At 65.3% G+C, this 16,738-nt stretch carries 12 protein-coding genes; 2 read left to right on the forward strand and 10 right to left on the reverse strand.

Features of this window, described 5'->3' with window-relative positions; all coding sequences use genetic code 11:
* Window positions 1-2 precede the first annotated feature (2 nt).
* Both NTZ43_07195 and NTZ43_07200 read right to left on the reverse strand, forming a co-directional pair.
* On the reverse strand, window positions 3-911 hold the full coding sequence (locus tag NTZ43_07195; protein ID MCX5766990.1) for a hypothetical protein: 909 nt from the start codon (window positions 909-911) through the stop codon (window positions 3-5).
* 1 nt (window position 912) lies between these two features.
* Window positions 913-2,313, reverse strand: coding sequence for an MBOAT family protein (locus NTZ43_07200; protein ID MCX5766991.1), 1,401 nt, complete (start codon window positions 2,311-2,313; stop codon window positions 913-915).
* A 104-nt stretch (window positions 2,314-2,417) separates the two neighbouring features.
* Between NTZ43_07200 and mazG the strand changes: the two genes are divergently transcribed.
* Window positions 2,418-3,215, forward strand: coding sequence for a nucleoside triphosphate pyrophosphohydrolase (gene mazG / locus NTZ43_07205; GenBank protein ID MCX5766992.1), 798 nt, complete (start codon window positions 2,418-2,420; stop codon window positions 3,213-3,215).
* Window positions 3,216-3,220: 5 nt separating this feature from the next.
* On the opposite strand, the gene NTZ43_07210 is transcribed toward mazG, so the two are convergent.
* From NTZ43_07210 to NTZ43_07235, 6 genes are all read right to left on the reverse strand, one after another.
* Window positions 3,221-6,466: a CusA/CzcA family heavy metal efflux RND transporter gene (locus tag NTZ43_07210; GenBank protein MCX5766993.1), complete on the reverse strand. Its 3,246-nt coding sequence runs from the start codon at window positions 6,464-6,466 to the stop codon at window positions 3,221-3,223.
* Between the two features lie 7 nt (window positions 6,467-6,473).
* Window positions 6,474-7,913: an efflux RND transporter periplasmic adaptor subunit gene (locus tag NTZ43_07215; protein MCX5766994.1), complete on the reverse strand. Its 1,440-nt coding sequence runs from the start codon at window positions 7,911-7,913 to the stop codon at window positions 6,474-6,476.
* A complete protein-coding gene (locus tag NTZ43_07220; protein ID MCX5766995.1) occupies window positions 7,910-9,271 on the reverse strand; it encodes a TolC family protein in 1,362 nt (453 codons plus the stop codon). Before NTZ43_07220 ends, NTZ43_07215 begins: the two co-directional genes overlap by 4 nt.
* A 104-nt stretch (window positions 9,272-9,375) precedes the next feature.
* Window positions 9,376-9,786, reverse strand: a complete 411-nt coding sequence (locus NTZ43_07225; GenBank protein MCX5766996.1) for a hypothetical protein — start codon at window positions 9,784-9,786, stop codon at window positions 9,376-9,378.
* A 189-nt stretch (window positions 9,787-9,975) separates the two neighbouring features.
* Window positions 9,976-11,274 carry an asparagine--tRNA ligase gene (gene asnS / locus NTZ43_07230; GenBank protein ID MCX5766997.1) on the reverse strand — a complete coding sequence of 433 codons (1,299 nt, stop codon included), beginning with the start codon at window positions 11,272-11,274 and terminating at the stop codon, window positions 9,976-9,978.
* Window positions 11,274-12,596 carry a PQQ-dependent sugar dehydrogenase gene (locus NTZ43_07235; GenBank protein ID MCX5766998.1) on the reverse strand — a complete coding sequence of 441 codons (1,323 nt, stop codon included), beginning with the start codon at window positions 12,594-12,596 and terminating at the stop codon, window positions 11,274-11,276. Before NTZ43_07235 ends, asnS begins: the two co-directional genes overlap by 1 nt.
* An 80-nt stretch (window positions 12,597-12,676) precedes the next feature.
* Between NTZ43_07235 and NTZ43_07240 the strand changes: the two genes are divergently transcribed.
* Window positions 12,677-13,711, forward strand: coding sequence for a beta-propeller fold lactonase family protein (locus tag NTZ43_07240; GenBank protein ID MCX5766999.1), 1,035 nt, complete (start codon window positions 12,677-12,679; stop codon window positions 13,709-13,711).
* On the opposite strand, the gene recG is transcribed toward NTZ43_07240, so the two are convergent.
* Entirely contained in the window at window positions 13,708-15,792 is a 2,085-nt protein-coding gene (gene recG, locus NTZ43_07245) for an ATP-dependent DNA helicase RecG (protein MCX5767000.1), read from the reverse strand. The two genes, NTZ43_07240 and recG, sit on opposite strands and share 4 nt — an antisense overlap.
* The gene (ftsY, locus tag NTZ43_07250) at window positions 15,789-16,721 is read right to left on the reverse strand and encodes a signal recognition particle-docking protein FtsY (GenBank protein MCX5767001.1); all 933 of its coding nucleotides are present in this window, start codon (window positions 16,719-16,721) and stop codon (window positions 15,789-15,791) included. Before ftsY ends, recG begins: the two co-directional genes overlap by 4 nt.
* Between the last annotated feature and the right edge of the window lie 17 nt (window positions 16,722-16,738).

Here is a 16,738-nt window from a genome sequence, read left to right on the forward strand (position 1 = left end):
CTTTAATGATAGCCCTCTTGAGGGGGGTGGGCAACGGCATTCTGGAGCCAAGTTGCGAGGGCGCGCGCGTCGTCGGGCTCGAGGTGGCGGCCGTCGCTGGTGCGCCAGGCGCGAGCCGGAAGGGTGAGGCGTGGAAAGGCACCCGCGGGGAGCATCGCGTCTACCATCTGCCGACGCCGGAGTTCTCGCGGGCTCCTGGCGATGGCGTCGTGCATGGGCAGTTCCACCAGGAACACGCGCACACCGGTCCGCTGCCACTCGGCGAGGCGAGCGGCGGCCCAGCGAGCGGTCGCGGCCTCGCGGGCGGAATCGACGGCCGCGCTGGCAACGCCCGCTTTCGCGAGGGCAGCCGCTGCCGCGCCAGGCCCGGACGGCAATGCGCCTTCGGCGGCGTTCGCAACGAACGCGTCCGCCGCGCGCGCCTCCGCCGCGCGCTTCCCTGCTTCTCCGCGCAGCCCTCGCAGCGCGCGCTCGACGCGCACGACCAGCGCCTCGGCTTGCGAAGACGGTCGGAACTCGAGGCGCGTCATGCGCAGCCACGGCCAGCGCGGCCGCGCGCGCTGCAGCAGTGAGTCAACGTACGCCGAGTCGACGGACTCGAGCAGGCGATTCGTTTCTACGACCACCGTGGCGGGATGCGCGCCGGTGCCCGTCACGAGGAACAGGCCGGTGGCGGCTCCGCGCGCGCTGAGCGCCACGGAAAGCGCAGCGGTATCGCTCAGCGGCAGCTGGCCGATCATCGAACTCCCGACGTACAACGTGCGGGCGCGCGCGCCATCGAGGACGAGGCGCTCTGCGGCGATGGCATTGTTGAGTGGAGCATCCGGGATAGCCGGCGCGCGTGGTGACACCCCCGCCGCAGCACCAAGCAAGGCGAGCCAACCAAACGTCCAGAGGGCGATGGCGCGCATGTCAGAACTGGAAGTAGATGAACGGCGCGGGGGGCGCCGCGTCGAGCGCGATGAGCGCCAGCATCAGTCCGTCGAGCGCCAACGCGAGTTGCGGCGCGCGCCAGTGGAAGCGGCGGAACACCGAGGGCAGTACGTGCAGAAGCAGCACCGGCAACGTCCAGAACACGAGCATCACGAGCGGCAACACCATCGCCATTTCACCCATGCCGGTACGGAAAGTGGCGGCGAAGGCCGTGAGGCGCGCCAGCGTCGTGAAGCGAAAGAAGATCCAGCCGACGGTCACCACCGTGAACACGAGGAGCGGCCGAACCGCCCGTGCGCCGACGCGGACACGCGTCGGCACCACGTGCGCGAGCCCGCGTTCGAGCAGGAGCGCCACGCCGTGCCAGAGCCCCCAGAGCGCGAATCCCCACGAGGCACCGTGCCAAAGGCCGCCGAGAATCATCACGACGAGGATGTTGCGCGCGGTGCGCCACGCGCCGTGCCGACTCCCGCCGAGCGGGCGATAGAGATAGTCGCGCAGGAAGAACGAGAGCGAGCGATGCCAGCGGCGCCAGAAGTCGCGCAACGAGGCGGCGGCGTACGGGCGGTCGAAGTTTCGCGGCAGCACGTAGCCGAAGAGCGCCGCGAGTCCGACGGCGATCAGCGAGTAGCCGGCGAAGTCCGCAAAGATCTGCGCGGAGAATCCCACGAGCAGGCCCGCCAGATTCGCCGCCGGGAGCTGCAACGTACTGGGCGCGTCGAGCGGCGCCGTGAACAGGCGCAGGTGATCGGCGACGCACAGTTTCAGGAAGTAGCCGGCGATGAGCGCGCGCGTCGCCGCGCGCCAGCGGACGTCGCGCAGGCGCTTCTCTGCCACCTGCGGCAGGAAGCGGCGCGCCCGCGCAATGGGACCGGCAATCAGCTGCGGGAAGAACACCAGGTAGAGCAGCGACCCACGCGCGTGTTGCGCGGCGCGCGCCGGCGGCACGTAGTCGCGGCGCCAGACATCCACCAGCAGACTGACGCCGTGAAACGTGTAAAACGAAATCCCGACCGGCAGCGGTAACGCGAGCAGGAATGCGCTGGGGGTACTGACGGCGGCGGAGATGCCGAGCGTTGCGGCGATGAGCGCGCCGTACTTGAAGGCGGCGAGAACAGAAAGGTTGATGCCCACCCCGGCCACGGCCCACGCCCGGCGTTCCGCCACTCCAGCGCGGTGCGCCACCTGCCAGGCCGTGCCCGCGGTGAGCGCCCAACTCGCGATCAGAAGGCCGACGAGCGCCGCGCCCTGCCCCACCGCATAGAAGCCGAGACTGGCGAGCACGAGCAACTCCACCTGGACTCGGCGCAGCGGCGGCCAGTAGTAGAGCAGGAGGATCGCGCCAACAGCGAGCGCGAAGGCGGGGGTGGTAAAGCGCACGATAAAGCGGTTGATGGGAGGCGCACGGCGGGCCGACCGCTATAATAATGTCGTCCGACGCGCTCCGCCGTTCGATCTTCCCGGTTCCTCCAGCCGCCCCGCCGATGACCGCCGATTCCTCGCACCGCGCCACGCTCGACGACGCCCTCGCCATCATGCGCGACCTCCGCACGCGCGACGCCTGGGACCGCGCGCAGACGCACGACTCACTCCGCCCGTACCTGAACGAGGAGATGCACGAGCTCGACGATGCGATCCTCACCGGGCAGGACGCGGAAATGAAGAGCGAGCTGGGCGATGTGCTGCTGCAGGTGCTCTTTCACGCGATCATCGCCGAAGAGCGCGGCGCCTTTGACGTCCAAGACGTGGCGGGCTCGTTGGTGCACAAAATGGAAACGCGGCACCCGTGGCTCTACGGCGATGCACCGGCACGTGAACCGTGGGAGCAGATGAAGTCCAAATCGCGGCGCTCACTCGCCGACGGATTGCCAGCGGGACTGCCCTCACTCCACCGCGCACATCGTTTGCAGGAACGGGCGGCGGGAGTGGGGTTCGACTGGCCCGATGTGGCTGGCCCCATTGAGAAGGTGCGCGAGGAGCTCGCCGAGGTCCAAGAGGTGGTTGCGACACACGGCGGGACGTTCGATACGCACGGCGTGCCAAGTGGCGACGCGCGGCACGCGCTGCTCGAAGGTGAGTTGGGGGATTTGCTGTTTTCTGTGGTGAATCTCTGCCGCAAAGCCGGCGTGCATCCCGCACTCGCGCTCGATAAAGCGAACGCGAAGTTTCAACGGCGCTTTGAAGGGATCGAGCGCCTCGCGGCGGAACGCAGCATTGATGTGAAGACCGCCGGACTCGAGGCGTTGGACGTGCTGTGGGACGAGGTGAAGAAAGGCGAGTAAGCTCCTCAGCGCAGTTGTCGCTCCTTCCACAGCGAGTAGATGGCGGGAATCACGAGCAGCGTGAGGATGGTACTGCTCACCATCCCGCCGATCATTGGCGCCGCGATGCGTTTCATCACACTCGCGCCGGTGCCCGTGGACCACATGATTGGCAACAGGCCTGCCATGATCGCGGTGACGGTCATCATCTTCGGACGCACGCGATCGACCGCGCCTTCCATGACGGCGTCGTAGAGGTCCCGCAGCGTGAGCGGCCGTCCCGTGCTGACGCGGGCGTGCCACGCGTGATCGAGGTACAGCAACATCACCACCCCGGTCTCAGCGGCCACACCGGCCAGCGCGATGAACCCAATGGCAATAGCGACCGACCAGTTGTAGCCGAGCGCCCACACGTACCAGAGCCCGCCGACAATGGCGAACGGCAGCGAAAGCATCACGATGACGGTTTCGCCAACACGGCGGAAGTTGAAATACAGTAGTAAAAAGATGATGACGAGCGTGGTGGGAATCACTAAGCTCATAGTAGCCTTGGCGCGCAGCATGTACTCGTACTGCCCGCTCCAAATAATGCTGTAGCCCGCTGGCATCACGACCTGTTTGGCCACGGCTGCCTGCGCTTCCTTGACGTAGCTGCCGATGTCGCGCCCCACGACATCGACGTACACCCACGCGGTGGGCTGCGCGCCTTCGGTGCGCACCACCATGGGGCCAGCCACGGCCTTGATGGTCGCGAGTTGCCCGAGCGGCACTTGGGTGACGCCGTTGATGGGTGCGCGGCCAGCCATGGCCATGCCACCGGACGGACTCGCCCCTGCTCCACTGCTACTCACGCCCACCGGCACGAGCACCGCTGCGAGTTTCTCGGGTGTGTCGCGCAGCTCCTGCGCATAGCGCACGCGCACGCCGTAGCGCTCGCGCCCCTCGATGGTTTGCGTGATCACCATGCCACCGATCGCGGTGGCGATCACTGTTTGTACATCGCCGACGTTGAGGCCGTAGCGCGCGGCGGCGGCGCGGTTGATATCGATGTCGAGGTAGTAGCCAGAGACCGCGCGCTCAGCGAAGGCGCTGCGCGTGCCAGGCACCTGCTGCACGACGCGTTCGATGTCGCGCCCCACGCGTTCGAGTGTCGCGAGATCCGGGCCGAACACCTTCACGCCAACGGGCGTGCGAATGCCGGTGGCGAGCATGTCATTGCGCGCCTTGATGGGCATGGTCCACGCGTTGGTCACACCCGGGAGTCGCACGGCGGAGTCCATCTGCGCCACGAGGCCATCGTAGGTCATACCGGGGCGCCACTCACTCTCGGGCTTGAGCGTGATGGTGGTCTCGAACATATCGAGGCCGGCAGGATCGGTCGCTGTTTCTGCGCGACCGGCCTTGCCCCAGACGTGGGCCACCTCGGGGAAAGACTTGAGAATGCGGTCCTGTGTTTGCAGAATCTCACGCGCACGCGCCACGCTCACACCCGGAAGCGTGGTGGGCATGTACAGAATCGTCCCTTCCTCCAAGGGCGGCATGAACTCACTGCCAATGCGCGACCACGGAATCCACGTCAGCGCGACCACGGCCAACGCCGCGCCAATCACCAACCAGCGTTGCCGCAGCACCGCAGTAATCATTGGCCGATACACGGCCACGAGAAACCGATTGATCGGATTGGCGCGCTCGCGATACAACTTGCCCCGAATGAACACGCCCATCGCCACCGGCACCAACGTGACCGAGAGTAAACTGGCGGCGGCCATCGAGAACGTTTTGGTAAAGGCGAGGGGCTTGAAGAGCCTTCCCTCCTGCCCTTCGAGCGTGAACACCGGCAGAAACGCGACGGTAATGATCATCAGCGAGAAGAACAGCGCGGGCCCCACTTCCTGCGCGGCGCGAATCACCACGCGCCATCGCTCCGCCGAGGAGAGCACCGCCGTATCCATCCGCGCAGGGTCAACCAGCGGCGAGCCGCTGGGGTTGAGTCGTTCCTTTTCGACAATGGCCCGCTCGAGGTGCTTGTGCATATTCTCGATCATCACGATGGCCGCATCGATCATAGCGCCGATGGCAATCGCAATACCGCCGAGTGACATGATATCGGCGCCCACCGGCACGAAGCGCATCGCGACGAATGCCATAAGAATGCCGACCGGCAGTGTGAGAATGGCCACCAACGCCGAGCTCGCGTGCAGTAAGAACACGATGCACACGATCGCCACGATGATGCTCTCTTCCACCAGTTTGTCGCGGAGCGTGGCAATCGCCCGCTCGATCAAGCCGCTGCGATCATACACGGGCCGCAGCACCACACCAGCCGGGAGCCCCGGCTGAATCTCGGCTAGGCGCGCTTTGACGTTGGCGATGGTTGTGAGCGCGTTCTGCCCGAACCGCATCACCACAATGCCACCCACGGCATCGCCGCGACCGTCATACTCGGCCACGCCGCGGCGCACGGCGGGCCCAACGTACACGCGACCCAACTCGGCGACACGCACCGGCGTGCCAGACGCCGTCGCGCCCACGACGATGTTTTCAATGTCCGCCAGCGAGCGGATGTAGCCGAGCCCGCGCACCATGTACTCGCGTTCAGACAATTCCATCACCATACCACCCACGTCCGCATTGGCGGCTTGAATGGCAGACATCACGCGCGTGATGGGAATACGATACGCCTGCAGCTTGGCGGGATCGACATCGACCTGATATTGCTTTTCGTAGCCGCCAATGCTCGCCACCTCAGCAACGCCGGGCACCGACACCAGCGCATGGTGCACATACCAGTCCTGCACGCCGCGCAACTCGGCGAGAGACATGCGGCCCGTGGTGTCTTCAATGGCATACTGGTACACCCACCCAAGCCCCGTGGCATCGGGACCCAGGGTTGGGACAACAGACTTCGGCAACTCTCCGCCGATGCCGTTGAGATATTCGAGCACGCGACTGCGCGCCCAATAGAGATCGGTGCCGTCCTCAAAGATCACGTAGACAAACGAGATGCCGAAAAACGAATAGCCGCGCACCGCCCGCGCCCCCGGCACCTTGAGCATGCCGGCGGCAATCGGATACGTGACCTGATCTTCCACAATGCGCGGGGCCTGCTCGCTGTACTCGGCCTGCACAATCACTTGCACGTCGCTGAGATCAGGAAGTGCCTCAAGCGGGGTGCGTTTGAGTGCCCAGACACCGGCCGCGATCGCGCCGAGGGTAAAGAGCAGAACGATGAGCTTCTCGCCGACCGCCCATGCAATGATGCGTTTGAGCATGGGAGCCTCAGGGCTTCTTCGGAGAGTGATTCATACCGGGCATGTTGGCCATAGGGTCTGGCTTTTTCGCGCTGTGGTCCATGCCCGGCATATTCGCCATTGGGTCTGGTTTCTTTGCGCCGTGATCCATGCCCGGCATATTCGCCATTGGGTCTGACGTTGCGGCGCCAGTTGCTCCGGCCGGCGGAGCCTGTGAACCCGAGGCGGGCTTGGGCGCACCCATATCCATTCCGGGCATGTTCGCCATCGCGCCGAGGGCGGAACCGAGATTCGATTCGGCATCGACGAGGAAGGTGGCGGATGCGACCAGCGATTCCCCCGCCACCACGCCGCGCAGGATTTCGACGCGATCCTCGGTGGTTTCTCCCAATGTGACTTCGCGCGGCGTGAGCATACCATCGGCGCTTTTCACAAAGACGAGCACGCGGGTGCCAGTTACAAGTACAGCGGAACGTGGCACGCTCAGCACGTCGCGTCGGGCATCGCCGCGCAGAATGATGGTGGCGTACATCCCTGGCTTAAGCGCACCGTCGGCATTGGGGAGTTCGACGCGCACTTTGGTGGTGCGCGTTTCCGCCGCGACCGTTGGCGCTACGAAGGTGACGCGCCCCTCGCGACGTTTGTCTGGCGCAAACTCGAACTCCGCCGTCACCGACTGGCCAACGCGAACTGCGGCGAGATCACGTTCAAAGAGCTCACACTCTAGCCACACGGTGCGCAGATCGGCCACCTGATACACCGCCTCACCAGCCATGATGCGTTGCCCGGCAAGCACGTTCTTTTGCATCACCACGCCTCGCAGCGGCGATCGCAGTGTCAGCGTCTTTTGCACTTCGCCCGTGCGTTCGATGCGTGCCACGTCGGCGTCCGGGACATCCCAGTACTGCAAGCGACGGCGCGCGCTCGCCACCAGCGCGCTCGCGTTGCGCACAGCGTCCGCGTCGCCACTGGCGACATCGGCGAGCAGTTTGCGCGCGAGGAGCAGTTCCTCTTGGGCCGTGACGAGCATCGGCGAATAGAGGCGGAGCACGGGATCGTTTTCTTCCACCGGCTGCCCCGTGTACGACACAAACAGTTGTTCGACGTACCCGTCCACCTTGGCGGCGACACTCTTCATGCGGGTTTCGTCATAGGTCACCACGCCCACGGCCCGAATTTCCGGGCGCAGTGCGGTGCGTTCGACCACGGCGTAGGTGACGCCAATGCGTTTGGCCGCATCGGCGGTCAGCATCACGGGGTTGCCCACCGAGTTCGTCGCGTCAGTGGCGACGGGCACCGGCACAGGCGGCACGCTGGCCGCGCGCGTGAACCACCACGCCCCTGCCACGCCTCCACCGACGATCACCGTAAAGAGCCCCCAGCGGAGCGCCGTATTGCGGCCGGCGGCGGACGCGGAATCAAAGGGCGAGCGCTCGGCGCGCGTCGGAGAAGTTTCGTGATCAATCATTGCAGTGGTTCTCCTGCCGGACGTGCCGGCTGGGCGGAATGCGCGTCCACCAGCGGGCGTCCGGTCAGCATTTCGAGTTCGGCCCACGCTTTGCCTTCGTCGGCTTCGAGCGTGAAGAGTTCTTGGCGATACCGATTGAGCGTCATCTGTGCGTCGAGCAAGGTCATGAAGTTCACGCCGCCAACGCGGTACGCGCTCAGCGACGACGCCACAGTGGCCGATGCCTGAGGCACCACGGAGGTGCGATAGAGATCGGCGAGTCGGCGCGCCCGCACGAGACTGGCGTGCGCTTCGGCCACGGCGCCACGCGTGTCGGCCCGCATGATGGCGAGCTCCGCCGCGGCCATGGCGCGCATCGCGCCCGTTTCCTCACGCACCTGTCGTTGGCGCGTGCCAGCTGCGATCGGAATCGCTGCCCCGACCATCAGGCTGCCCATGCGCTGCGGACCCATGGGACCTCCCTGCGTGGCCAACTGCATCCCCAGTTGGAGGTCGGGCCAAATCTCGCGCTCGGCGAGTCGCGCCGAGGCATCGGCGGCGCCGACGTCTTGCGCGCCCGCACGCAGCATGGGGCGGAACTGTTCCGCGAGCCGCTGGAGCGAGTCGAGCGTGGGGAGCACGGCGGGAAAGCGTGGCAACAGCGCCACGCCGACGGGTGCGTCGGTGGGAGCGGCAATGAGTGCGCTCAGCCGGGCGGCCATCGTCGTTCGCATGGTCTCCATGCGAATGAGATCTTCCTGCATGCGCGCCAGTTCTACATTGGCGCGTAGCACGTCTGCCTGCCGTCCCTCGCCTACCTCATACATCTTCCCCGCGAGATCGCCGATGTCCTGCAGCAAGCGCTTGGTATCGCGGGCGACGCCGAGCGTGCCGTCGGTGGCGTAGATGTCGTAAAAAAGCATCGTACCACGCGCACGTAGTTCGGCGGAGGCGTCGAGGACACGGGTGTCGGTCGCGTCGGCGCGCGCCGTTTCGGCGAGTCCCGCAAGACGGAGTTTCCCGGCGACCGGCACCATCTGCATCACTTGGATTTGCGTCATACCGAGCAGATCCATGGGCCGCAGATTGGGGAGTTCACGGTTCATGAGCCCGAGTTGCAGTTGGGGATCGGGCGCGCGGGTGGCGGCTGGAATCCGTGCCCGTGCGGCACGCGCCGTAGCGCGTGCGGCTTCGATTCTCGGATTGCCGCGTTCGATGGCCTCGAGCAGCGAGCCAAGGCGCAGCGTGTCGCGCACGGCCGATGGCGGCATCGGCGACTGCGCCGCACTTGGCGACACGACGGCGAGAATGGCGAGCGTGAGTGACGCAATCGACCGCGACCACGATCGCAATGCGTCATACGTGATGACGAAATGCACGAGCTTCCTCCACCCCTGATGGCTGTGGCATCCGACGAGTGCGGATGCGGCTCGAACGCGGACGCGCCGAGCGGCGCAGCCCGAGGGCTGCGCGAGCAATCAGGTCAGGCTCGAGGCGGTGGGTCGGCCGGGGCGAGCGAGAGCGCGAGCGGAGCGCTCGGCGTCATCGACGCGACGAGCGTGTGTGTTGCCACACTCACGAACACCAGGTGGGGTGGCGTGACGGCGAGCGACACGCAGCCGCTCCCCACGCCGCAGCAGTCCGCGGGCGACTGATGGTTGCATCCAACGGGTGCTTGGGGCGCCGTGTCCTGGGAGGGCGCTGGCGCGGCATGATGATGCGCGCCAGTCGGCATCGACGCGGTGGTCGGAGCCGGTACACTGCGATTTTCGCACCGCACCCACGCAAAAGCCGTTGCCTGCCTCGCCATAACGGCCAGCACGAGCAAGCCCACCACACGGCGAAGCGCGTGGCGAGGGAGCAGGCGTTGGATGCGGCGGGCGAGCCAATACATGTTGAGAACGGCTCCGGTAGATGATGCACGGTAGCCGGAGGGGGGGGGGCTTTACAAGGGTGGCTGGGGCGCGGGCGTGTAGGCGAAAGCCTGACAGTTGGTTAAACGGAAAACGGAAAACGGTGGACGGTTTATCGTTTTCCGTTTTCCGTTTTCCGTTTTTCGTTTTCTGCTTACTGCAACCGTTGGCTACGGACGCAACCGGTGCATCATCCGCGGAAACGCAATGCACTCACGGATGTGCTGCGAGCCGCAAATCCAGGCTACGGTACGCTCCAGCCCGAGGCCGAAACCGGCATGCGGGAAGGTGCCGTACTTCCGCAAATCGAGATACCAGTTGTAGGCGTCTTCAGGAAGTTTTTCTTCGCGCAGGCGGTGCAAGATTTTGTCGAGATCATCTTCGCGCTGCGACCCGCCGATGATTTCGCCGTAGCCTTCGGGGGCGAGGCAGTCATCGCAGAGGACCGTGCGCGGGTCGTCCGGATTCTCCTTCATGTAGAAGGCTTTCGCCTCCTTGGGGTAGTTCATGATGAAGATCGGCCGATCGTAATCTTCCACGAGCAACGCTTCGTCTTCGGCGCCGAGGTCGTCGCCCCACACGACTTTGCTCCCCTTCTTTTGGAGCGTGGCCACGGCATCGGTGTAGTTGATGCGCGGGAAGGGCGTCTTGATGTTCTCGAGCTTGGTAACGTCTCGCTCGCATTCTTTCAGTTCGGCCTGCCGCCGCTCGAGCACGCGCTGCACGAGGTAGGCGAGCAGATCTTCCTGCAACTTCATGTTGTCTTCGCTGTCGTTGAACGCGACTTCCGGTTCGATCATCCAGAACTCGGTGAGGTGCCGGCGCGTCTTCGATTTTTCAGCGCGGAAGGTTGGGCCGAAGGTGTAGATCTTGCCGAACGCGGCGGCAGCGGCTTCGCCGTAGAGCTGGCCCGTCTGCGCGAGGTAGGCGTTCCCTTCCTCGAAGTATTCAGTGCTAAACAATCCTGAGCGTTCGCCGATGGCAGCCGTCAGGATGGGCGTATCCACACGCAGGAAGCCGCGCTCGTAGAAGAAATCGTGAATCGCCTGCTCGATTTCGTTGCGAATGCGGAAGATGGCCACCTGACGCGGCGTGCGGAGCCAGAAGTGGCGATTGTCGAGCAGAAAATCGATACCGTGCTCTTTCGGCTGAATGGGATAGTCGAGCGGACTCGCGCCAATCAGCGAGAGTTCGGCAATCCCCAGTTCGTAGCCACCCGGCGCGCGCGCGTCGGCCCGCACTTCACCCGTGACGGCAATACACGCTTCCTGCGTGAGTTCGCCGAAGAGTGCCCACGCCTCAGGCGTGACCGCATTTTTCACGAGCACCGTTTGCAAAATGCCGGTGCCATCGCGGAGGACAACAAAGGCCACCTTCCCCGACGAGCGAAGGTGCGTCACCCATCCGCGGACGGTGACCGTCGCGCCAGCGTGGGCGGAGAGTTCGTTAATGCGCGCGTACGTCGTCATTACTTGCCCTTGTAGCTGACCTTGTAAATGATGCCGCCGACATCGTCGGCAATGTAGAGCGAACCGTCCGTGCCCTGCGCGAGACCAGTCGGTCGATGCAACTTGCCGTCCTTGCCCGGTCCGCCGTTCGCAGAGAAATCTGTGGCGAAATCGCGATGGGCGCTGGCCTTCTCGCCGTTGAGCGGGAGGAACACCACGCGGAAGCCCTGCTGCGGGAAGGGCGCGCGATTCCACGAGCCGTGGAAGGCGACGAACGCCCCCGACTTGTATTCGCCCGGGAACTGCGTGCCCGTGTAGAACATCATGTCGTTCGGCGCCCAGTGCGCCGGGAATACATACGCCGGCTTCTTGCGGCTCTCGCAGCGGTCGCTGTTCTTGCCATCGCCGCCGTACTCTGGCGCGTTCACCAGTTTCTTCTCTTCGGTGGAGAAGTAGCAGTAGGGCCAGCCGAAGTCGTCGCCCTTGAGGATGTGGTTGGTCTGCTCGCCCGGGTTTTCGGAACCGTACTCGTTGGAGAAGGTCCACTGCCCCACCGGCGGCGCCTGCAGGCCATCGCGACCGTGCATCGTGGCCCAGAGCGACTTGTCACGCGAGTCCACCGTGAGCGAAACAGAGTTGCGCATACCGGTTGCAAAGCGCACGCCGTCGGTCACTTTCTGGCCGACCTTCGTGGCGTCGTATGACCAGATGCCCGCACGCGTCTCGAGCTCAACGCACGGATCGGCGCCCTTTACCATTGGACGGCGATCGGTTTCCTGGCAGCTATTGGTGCCCGACCCAATGTTGAGGTACAGCGTGGACCCAACAATCACAAAGGCATTGGACACGTGCCCGCCGCGGTACAGGTCCGAGATGACGACCTCGGCCGGACCAACCGTGGTGTCCCCCGTCTTGTACGTGGAGCGCACGATGGAGTTGCTGCTCGAGTAATAGACGTAGCCGCCCGAGAGCGCGATGCCCGAACCGCTGCCGGGGGCGAGCCGCTTCATATACTCGGCCTTGCCGTCGCCGTTCGCGTCACGCAGCAAGGTGAGCGATCCCGCTTGCCGGCCGGTTCCGGCCGCACCGCCACCCGCCTCAGCGGAGGTGGAGTACGGGTTCACAATCACCAGCATGTCGCCATTCGGAGCCACCACCATGTGGCGCGGGGCTCCGACATTCGTGGCGTACACCGTGGCGCAAAAGCCAGCCGGCAGAGTGAGATTCGCATTATCCGCGTCGCAGGGGACGGCGGCGCGCGACGGCGCGGAGCTGGCGGCGGCGATGGTCAACAGAGCGCCAAACACGGGAACGGCGGCGCGGCGAATAAGCCCTCGGGACATCAATACCTCGTGGCGATGGTTCTGGACGGCGGTGCAATCGCGTAAAGTATAGTCTATACCTCCTCCCGAACGGAGAGTTCATGCGCACTTTCGTCCTGATCCCCGCGGTCGCCCTCTGCCTCAGCTTCACCCGTTCGGCCGCGGCCCAACGGCCCGGGCTGATTGTGCTCAACAAGAGCGAAGCCACAGCGTCCATCCTCGACCTGGCCGACGGGCGCACCCTGGCCACCATGCCGGTGGGCGATGGGCCGCACGAAGTGGCCGTCTCCCCAGACGGCCGGTGGGCGATGGCTGCCAACTACGGCGGCACCACCCCCGGCCACTCGCTCACGCTCCTCGACCTTCGGACCCGAACCGTCGTGCGCACCATCGAGCTGGGGGAGTTTCAGCGCCCCCACGGCATGGCGTGGCTCCCCGATGGCAAACGCGTCGTCGTCACGAGCGAGCTGGCGCAGGCCGTGATTGTGGTGGCCGCCGAAACGGGGAAGATCGAAAAAACCATCCGCACCAACGTGGGCGGCACGCACCTGCTGGTGCTCGCCAAGGACGGTTCGCGCGTCTGGACCTCCAACATCAACTCCGGCACCAACTCGCTCATCGATCTCGAACGCGGCGTGGTGGTCAAGACCGCCGCGAACGGAAAGGGACCGGAAGCCATCGACCTCTCCCCCGACGGCAAAGAACTCTGGACCGCCGACCGGCCGCTCAACCGCCTCACCGTGCTCGACGCCAACACGCTCGACTCACTCGCCGCTTGGCCCACGGGACTCTTTCCCAACCGTCTGCACTTTACCCCAGACGGCAAATGGGTGCTCCAGTCCAACGCGCAGTCGGGCACCGTGAGCGTCTACGATGCCAAAGCGCGCACGCTGGCTGGCACGATCGCATTTGCCTACGACGAAACGATCGCCAAGTCGACCATGCTCAATCAGTTTGGTCGCTCCGCCACGCCGCTCGGCATTCTCATTGCCCCAGACGGCAAGCGCGCGTGGGTGGCACTCGCCGCGCATGATCGGCTCGCCGAAGTCGACATCGCGTCGCGACGTGTGCTGCGCATGCTCACCGCCGGCCGCGAGCCGGACGGCATGGCGTACCTCCCGAACGTTTCGCCCTAACCGACGCGGAACAGTTCGATGGCGCGTGCGTAGCGTTTGCGCAGCACGTCGTGGAAGGGCTTGTGCGCGGGCTTGGTGAGCGCGGGGTCGTCGGCAAGGAGTTCTGCCGCCGCCTCGCGCGCCACGTCGTTGAGCGCCTCGTCACGGAGCGGGTCGGCAATGCGGAACATGGCCTCGCCGTGCTGACGCTCGCCGAACAGGTCACCCATCCCGCGTAGGCGAAGGTCGGCACGCGCAATCTCAAAGCCGTCCTCGGTGTCCACAAAAATGTCGAGGCGTTCGGCCGTCTCCGGCCCCACGTCGCCAAGCAGAATACAGAATGACTCCGCCGCGCCGCGTCCGACGCGGCCGCGCAACTGGTGGAGTTGCGAGAGGCCGAAGCGCTCGGGATGCTCAATGAGCATGACCGTGGCGTTCGCGACATCGATGCCAACTTCGATCACCGTGGTCGCGACGAGGACGTCGATACTGCCGTCGCGGAACGCACGCATCGTGACGTCCTTCTCGTCTGACGACAGTTTGCCGTGCAACAGCGCCACACGACGGTGTGCAAATGGGCCTGAGCGGAGTTCATCAAAGGCCTGTGTGGCTGCGCGGAGCACGAGCTTCTCACTTTCCTCGATGATCGGCAGCACGACGTATGCCTGCCGCCCCGCCTCTACCTGCTGCTCGAGAAAGGCATACACTTTTTCGCGCGCGCGCGACGGACGCCGCGCCGTGGTCACCGGCTGACGGCCCGGCGGACGCTCGTCGAGCACACTCACGTCGAGGTCGCCATACAGCGTGAGGGCGAGCGAACGCGGAATGGGCGTCGCCGACATCAAGAGCACATCGGGGCGCGCGCCCTTTTTGGCGAGGGCGCCACGTTGCTCCACGCCAAACCGATGTTGTTCATCCACCACCGCGAGGCCGAGTCGGGCAAACTGTGTGTCGTCCTGCACCAGCGCGTGCGTGCCCACGGCGAGCACGGGCTCGTCCTTGGCCAATCGCGCGGCCACCTCGCGCCTCGCTTTGGCTCCAAGGCTACCGGTGACAAGCAGAGGCTCAATGCCGAGCGGTGCCAAGAGTGTGGTGAAGGTGCGCGCGTGCTGTTCGGCCAGGAGTTCGGTGGGCGCCATCACGGCGGCCTGGCAGCCGTTCTCCATTGCAAGCAACGATGCGAACAGCGCGACCACTGTCTTGCCGCTCCCCACGTCGCCCTGCAACAAACGGTGCATGCGGCGGTCGCTACACATGTCGGCCACGATCTCGCGCGTGGCACGCACCTGCGCGCCCGTCAGCTCAAAGGGGAGCGCGGCCTTGAGGCGCGTGGTGAGATCGCGTCGATTCTCAAAGCGAATGCCGCTGCGCGCCTCTCGGGCCAGCGCCTTAGCACGCGCCTGCAACACGTGCACGGAGAGCAGCTCCTCGAATGCCAACCGAGCGCGTCCGTAATGCGCCGCGACGAGCGAGTTGGGCCGATGCACGGCGCGCAGCGCTTCGGGCAACGTGGGCACGCCGGCCCGCGCGAGCATCGGAGCGGGGAGATACTCCTCAAAACAGGGGAGGTACTCATCGAGGTGCCGCTCGATGAGCCCACGAATCTGTTTGAATGAAAACCCTTCGGTGGCCGGGTACACCGAGAGCACCCGCCCCTCGGCGGTTCCCACCTCATCGGCACCAAGATTAACGAACTCGCGCGGCACCAACTGACGGCCGTGAAAGAATCGCACCGGCCCGGTGACGAGCAGCACGTCGTCCTTTTTGATGGTGCGGTCGAGAAACGGCTGCCCCGGCCACGAACACTCAATCAGTCCGCTGTCGTCTTGCAGCACCGCCTGAAACACCCGCAACCCTTTGCGCGTGGGGAGCACACCTTTTGAAACCACGTGCCCCACGACGGTGACATCGTCACCGATCCGAAGCTTGGCAATTGGCGTGACCGTGCTCGCGTCTTCGTAGCGATGCGGGATATGCAGAAAGAGATCGCGTGCCGTGAAGATGCCGAGCCGGCGCAGCGCGTCCGCCCGTGCGGGGCCGACACCGGAGAGATAGGTGACGGCCGTGTCGAGCGTCCGCTGCTGCACGCGGCTGTTCTTCACGCGTCGAGCAACTCCCGGGCGAACTGGGCGGCGTCGAACGGCACGAGGTCGGCGGCCTGCTCCCCAATGCCAACGAACTTCACGGGCACATTCAGCGCTTCGTGAACGGCGAGCACCACGCCACCGCGTGCCGTCCCGTCGAGTTTGGTGACGACGATGCCTGTGATTGGCACCGAGGCAGAGAAACTCCGCGCCTGCGCCACGGCGTTTTGCCCGATGGTGCCGTCGAGCACCAGCAACGCTTCATGCGGCGCGCTCGGAAGGCGCTTGGCAATCACGCGTGCCACTTTGCGCAGTTCTTCCATCAGCCCATCGCTCGTGTGCAAGCGACCGGCGGTATCTACAATCACCACATCGGCGCCACGCGTGACGCCGGCGTCGATCGCACTGAATGCCACCGCAGCGGGATCGCCGCCGGCTGCGCCCGCCACAAAATCGGCGCCCGAACGTTCCGCCCACACTTTCAACTGGTCAATGGCTCCGGCGCGGAACGTGTCGCCCGCGGCAATCAACACACTCTTCCCTTGATCGCGCAGCCGCGACGAGAGTTTCCCAATGAAGGTCGTCTTCCCCGCCCCGTTCACACCCAGCACGAGGATCACCGTCGGCTTGGATTCCGCAAAAACGAGCGCGGGGTCGTGATGGCCGGAACGCAATGCCGCCTCCACCCCTTCACGCAACGCACGTTCAAAGTCGTCGCGCGAACGCACTTCGCCGCTGGCGGCGCGCCGCTGTACCTCGGCTACCAGTCGTGTGGTGACCGGCACACCAAAGTCGGCCTCGAGCAACATTCGCTCGAGATGCTCCAGCGAGCCGGCATCCACGCCACCGCGCGCGAGCACCCCGACGTCGGTGAGCGCGACATCCTTGAAGCACTGCCACAACGAGCGGCGCGGTGCGATGGATTCGGAACGGCGGAACCAAGCCATAATTGAGAACGATGCCT

Source organism: Gemmatimonadota bacterium, from assembly GCA_026387915.1.
In the GTDB taxonomy this organism is placed as follows: Bacteria; Gemmatimonadota; Gemmatimonadetes; order Gemmatimonadales; family Gemmatimonadaceae; genus Fen-1231.